We start from the raw sequence: 6,048 nt of genomic DNA on the forward strand, positions 1-6,048 counted from the left end.
CGATAACCCTGCGTACATGATCTACACGTCGGGGTCGACGGGTACGCCCAAGGGCGTCGTCGTGCCACACGGAGGACTTGCCGCGTTCGTTGCGGAGCAGCAGAAGCACTATGGCGTCGGGCCCGGCTCGCGGACATTGCATTTCGCGTCACCCAGCTTCGACGCGTCGATACTGGAACTGCTGATGGCGGCCGGTGGTGCGGCGACGATGGTCGTCGTTCCCGTCGACGTGTACGGCGGCGCGGAACTGGCCACGATTCTGCGGGACGCCGAGCTGACGCACGTGTTCTTCACTCCCGGCGCGCTGGCGACGGTGAATCCTGAAGGCCTGGACCATATCGGCGTCGTGGTGGTCGGGGGTGAGGCGTGTGAGGCTTCCCTGGTGCGCCGGTGGGCGCCGGGACGGCGGATGTTCAACGCCTACGGCCCCACCGAATCGACGATCATGGCCACCCACCATGGGCCGATGACCCCCGGCGCGCCGGTGCTCATCGGGAAGCCGGTGCAGGGAACGGAGACTCTGGTGCTCGACGGGCGTCTGCATCCCGTGCCTGTCGGGGTTGCCGGCGAGTTGTATCTACGAGGCCAGGGGTTGGCCCGCGGATACCACCGCCGCGCCGGGCTGACGGCGCAGAGATTCGTCGCAGATCCGCACGGCAGCACGGGAACGCGGCTCTACCGCACCGGTGATCTGGTGCGCCGGAACGCATCCGGCGACCTGGAATACCTCGGCCGGACCGACTTCCAGGTGAAGGTGCGCGGTCACCGAGTCGAACTCGCCGAGGTCGACGGGGCTTTGGCATCACACGAGAGCGTCGAGATGGCCGTCACGGTCTCTCACCCCGCCACCGGCACGATCGTGTCCTATCTGATGGCTTCCCCCGGCCGGACGCTCGACCCTGCGGCGCTGGCCGCGCACGTGGGACGGCTGCTGCCGGAATACATGATCCCCTCCGCAATGACCGTGCTCAACGCGTTGCCGCTGACCCCCGCCGGCAAGGTCGATACAGCGGCGCTGCCCGAACCGGTGTTCCTCGCACGCGAGTTCGTGACCCCACGGTCGGTAGCCGAGTCCCTGGTCGCGGAGGCGTTCGCGGAGGTCCTGGGCGTCGAGCGCGTCGGGGCCGAGGACGACTTCTTCGCGATCGGCGGCAACTCGCTGAGCGCGACCCGGGTCGTTGCCCGGCTCAACGCGATCTGGGGGACCGCGCTGGGGGTGCGGGAGTTGTTCGAGGCCCCGACCGTCGCCGCTTTGGCTGCCCGGGTAGACGCCGCTGAACGCGGCCTCGAGCGCCCGGCACTGGTGGCCGGGCCGCGGCCCGAGCGAGTACCGCTGTCGCCGGCGCAGCAACGGATGTGGTTCCTCAACCAGTTCGACACCGGTTCGCCGGCGTACAACCTTCCGCTGACCATGCGGCTGACCGGAGACCTGGACGTCGATGCACTGCAGGCGGCGGTGGCCGACGTCCTCGCGCGGCACGAGGCGCTGCGTACCGTGTTCCCGAACTCCGACGACGGCCCGTACCAGCACATTCTGCCCGCCGAGCAGGTGAGTATCGGTCTCACACCCCGCCCCGTCGACAGTGCGGGAGCGCTGCACTCCGCCGTCCTCGACGTGCTGTCCCGAGGCTTCGACGTCTCCACCCAGGTGCCGGTGCGCGGCGCACTGTTCCGCGTCTCGGCGACCGAGCACGTGCTGGCGATGGTGGTCCATCACATCAGCGGCGACGGCTTCTCGACGATCCCGCTTGCCCGCGACGTGCTCGTCGCTTATTCGGCCCGGACCGGCGGCGCGGCGCCGATGTGGGCGCCGTTGCCGGTGCAGTACGCGGATTACACGTTGTGGCAGCGGGCCGTCCTCGGCGACGAAGACGATCTGGAATCGACGGCGGCCACCCAACTGGCGTATTGGACCAGGCAACTGGCCGACGCCCCTGCCGTGCTCGAACTGCCGGCCGACCGCCCCCGCCCCGCTCAGGCGTCGTACCGCGGCGCACGCACCGACTTCACGATCGACGCCGTGCTCACCGCACAGCTCGAGGCACTGGCGCGAGAGCAGGGCGCGACCATGTTCATGTTGCTGCATGCCGCGCTCTCGGTGCTGCTGGCCAGGCTCAGCGGAACCACGGACATCCTGGTGGGTAGCCCGATCGCGGGACGCACTGAACGTGCACTCGAGGATCTGGTCGGCATGTTCGTCAACACCCTGGTGTTGCGGACCGAGGTCGACCCGGCATCGAGCTTCACGCAGCTGCTGGAACGGATCCGGGCCACCGATCTCGCCGCTTACGGCCACGCGGACATTCCGTTCGAGCGAGTCGTCGAAGCCGTCGATCCCCTCCGCTCGCAGGCGTATTCGCCGTTGTTCCAGGTGGCGCTGTCGGTGCAGAACCAGGGCGTCGCGGGACTGGAACTGCCGGGCCTGCAGGTCGATCCGCTCGATCCCGGACTGGACGTGGCGAAGTTCGACCTCGAACTGACTCTCCGCGAGGAGGGCGGCGGGCTGGCGGGCTCCCTCACCTACGCCATCGACCTGTTCGACGCGTCGACGTCAGCCGGATTCGCGGAACGGTTCGTGCGCCTGCTCACCGGAATTGCCGCAACGCCACAGGCGCCGGTGGGCGATATCGATGTGCTGGGCACGGCGGAACGGGAACGGGTGCTCGTGACTGCGGACCCTGCGCCGCTGTCCCTGCCGCTGCGGACGTTGCCGGAGATTCTGGCTGCCGGTGCCGAGGCGGCGAGCCCGTCCGGTGTCGCGTCGAGCTGTGGCGGCGTGGAGATGTCGTATGAGGAGCTCGATGCCCGGTCGAACCGGCTGGCCCGCGTGCTGATCGCCCGTGGTGTCGGTCCGGAGAGCTTTGTTGCGCTGTCGTTCCCGCGGTCCGTCGGCTCGGTGATCGCGGTGTGGGCGGTCGCGAAGACGGGTGGCGCCTTCGTGCCGGTCGATCCGAAGCTGCCGGTCGAGCGGATCGAGCACATGCTGAACGACTCCGGGGCGGTCATCGGGCTCACCGGTACCGCTGTGAGTTCGCCGCCCGGAGAGATCGATTGGCTGGCTCTCGATTCGGACGACCTACAGGAGATGTGCAACGAGTACTCGGCGGTGGCGATCACCGAAGCCGAGCGCACCGCGCCGATCACGCCGGCGAATGCGGTGTACATGATCTACACGTCCGGTTCGACGGGCACTCCGAAGGGGGTCGTGGTCACCCACCGCGGCCTGGCCTCGTTCTGTGCCGACGCCCGTGTCGAGTTGGGCCTGACCACGGGCTCTCGGATGCTGCGGTTCTCGTCGTCGAGCTTCGACGCGTCGGTGTTCGAGACGATCGCGGGATTCAGCGCCGGTGCCACGATGGTGGTCGCGCCACCGGAGATCATCGGGGGCGGCGAACTCGCGGAGTTGCTGCGTACCGAGCGGGTCACCCACATCATCACGGCACCGGCGGCGCTGGGCACGCTGGACCCTGATGGGACCGATCTGCAGGCAGTAGTGGTCGGTGGCGATGTGTGCCCGCCGGAACTGGTCGCCAAGTTCGGTCCGGCCTGCCGGTTCTTCAACAGCTACGGCCCCACCGAGACCACCATCATCATCACGATGACCGAGGCGCTCGCCCCGGAAGATCGGATCACGATCGGCGCCCCGATCGAGGGTGCCGGGGCCGTCGTGCTGGACGCGCGACTGCACCCGGTTCCGGTCGGGGTCGTCGGTGAGCTGTATCTCTCGGGCAGTGGACTCGCTCGTGGATACCACGCCCGGAGCGCGCTCACAGCCGAGCGATTCGTGGCTGATCCGCTCGCAGGGCCCGGCGAGCGGATGTATCGCACCGGCGATCTCGTGCGGTGGACGAGCAACGGCGAACTCGACTTCGTCGGCCGACGCGACGCGCAGGTGCAGTTGCGTGGTCTGCGAATCGAACTCGGCGAGATCGAGGCGACCCTCGGCAGGTGTGCGGGAGTGTCGCAGGCGGTGGTGGTGCTGCACCGTGATCCGCACGTCGGCGATCAGGTGGTGGGCTACGTGGTGGCCGAACCTGCCTTCACCCTCGACCCTGAGATGCTGCGAAAAACGGTGGGTGAATCGCTGCCGGCTTACATGGTGCCCTCGCAGGTGCTGGTCCTCGACGCGTTGCCGATCGCGTCGTCCGGGAAGCTGGACCGGCGGGCGTTGCCGGCGCCCGTGTTCGCGGCGCGGGAATTCCGGGCGCCGACCAATCCGGTAGAGGAAACGGTGGCGCGTGTGTTCGCCGAGGTTCTCGGCCTGGAACGAGTCGGGCTGGATGACGATTTCTTTGCGCTGGGCGGTAATTCGTTGGTGGCGACGCAGGTGGTGTCCCGGTTGGGTGCGGCGCTGAACACCCGGGTGCCGGTGCGGGTGATCTTCGAGGCGTCGACGGTGGAGGCGCTGGCGGTACGGGCCGAGCAGCATGCCGGTGAGGGGGCACAGGCGGCGTTGACGCGCCGGGAGCGCCCGGAGCGGGTTCCGTTGTCGCCGGCGCAGCAGCGGATGTGGTTCTTCAACCAGTTCGATCCGGAGTCGTCGGCGTTCAACATTCCGCTGGCCATCCGGCTGCACGGTGAGCTGGACATCGACGCGCTCCAAGCTGCCCTGCTCGACGTGGTCGACCGGCACGAAGCGTTGCGGACGATGTTCCCGGATTCGGATGAGGGTCCGTCGCAGGTGATTATGCCCGTGACGGCGCTGAAGCTTGATCTGACTCCGGACCACGTCACTCCCGACGGCGCACATAATCGGGTTGCCGAGTTCGTCGGGCGCGGGTTCGATGTGGTCCGGGAAGTTCCGCTGCGAGCGAGGCTGTTCCAGCTCGGCGAGCACGAGTTCGTGCTGGCGATGGTGGTCCACCACATCTCCAGCGACGGCGGCTCGGCGGCCCCGATGTCGCGGGACATCGTGGCGGCTTATGTGGCGCGGCACGAGGGTCACGCGCCTGGCTGGGCGCCGCTGCCCGTGCAGTACGCCGACTACACCCTCTGGCAGCAGGAGGTTCTCGGCTCCGAGGGTGATCCGGAATCGCTGATCTCGCGGCAGTTGGGGTACTGGACCGAGGCGCTGGCGGATCTGCCGGATCTAGTGGAGTTGCCGACGGATCATCCGCGTCCGCCGGTGCAGTCGTCGCGTGGCGCGGCGGTGGAGTTCACTCTCGACGCGGACCTTGCGGAGCGGATCGATCAGCTTGCCCGGGAGAACAATTCGACATTCTTCATGGTGACGCACGCGGCGTTGGCGGTGCTGTTGGCGCGGCTGAGCGGCACCGAGGACATTCCCATCGGCACGCAGATCGCGGGGCGTGGCGAGGCGGCGCTCGACGACCTGGTCGGCATGTTCGGGAACACGCTGGTGCTGCGCAACCGCATCGACGGTGCGGCGTCGTTCGCGGACGTTCTGACCGATATCCGCGAGATCGACCTCGCAGGTTTCGGGAATCCGGATGTTCCGTTGGAACGACTGGTGGAAATTCTCGAGCCGGCGCGCTCGACGGCCCATTCGGCATTGTTCCAGGTCTTGCTGGTGGTGCACAATTTCGTCGGGTCGGAAGTATCGCTGCCCGGATTGGACATCGCGCCGCTGGAAACGGGCGTCGTCGGTGCGAAACTCGATCTCGAACTGCACCTCACCGAGGTCTTCGATGCCGCGGGGCAGCGCAACGGGATCTCCGGATCGATCACCTACGCGGTCGACTTGTTCGAGGAATCGACAGTCGCCGGGTTCGCCGCGCAACTCGTCACGATATTCGAGGCGGTCACCGCTGATGTGACTGTGCCGGTCGGTGACATCGAACTGCGTAGCGCCGCTGAGCGCGCGTCGATGAAGCGGTGGAACGAGACGTCGGTTCCGGTGCCCGATGCCACGCTGGTGGAGTTGTTCGAGACGCAGGTCGCGCGGACCCCGGATGCGGTGGCGGTGGTGTTCGAGGACGAGGCGCTGACGTACGGCCAGTTCGCTGCCCGGGTTAATCGCAATACCGTTCAGTTAGCCGGTGAGAATCGTGCATTCCGGAGGGCGTGTGGGTTGCGGATGATGTTGGT

The 6,048-nt window shown here is 67.7% G+C and carries 1 protein-coding gene; it reads left to right on the top strand.

The genetic code is table 11. From position 1 onward, the window contains the following. Window positions 1–6,048: amino acid adenylation domain-containing protein (locus WAW17_RS25310; protein ID WP_422335632.1), on the top strand; the 6,048-nt coding region annotated here is incomplete at both ends.

This window comes from Rhodococcus sp. (in: high G+C Gram-positive bacteria), from assembly GCF_049286785.1.
Lineage (GTDB): Bacteria > Actinomycetota > Actinomycetes > Mycobacteriales > Mycobacteriaceae > Rhodococcus_F.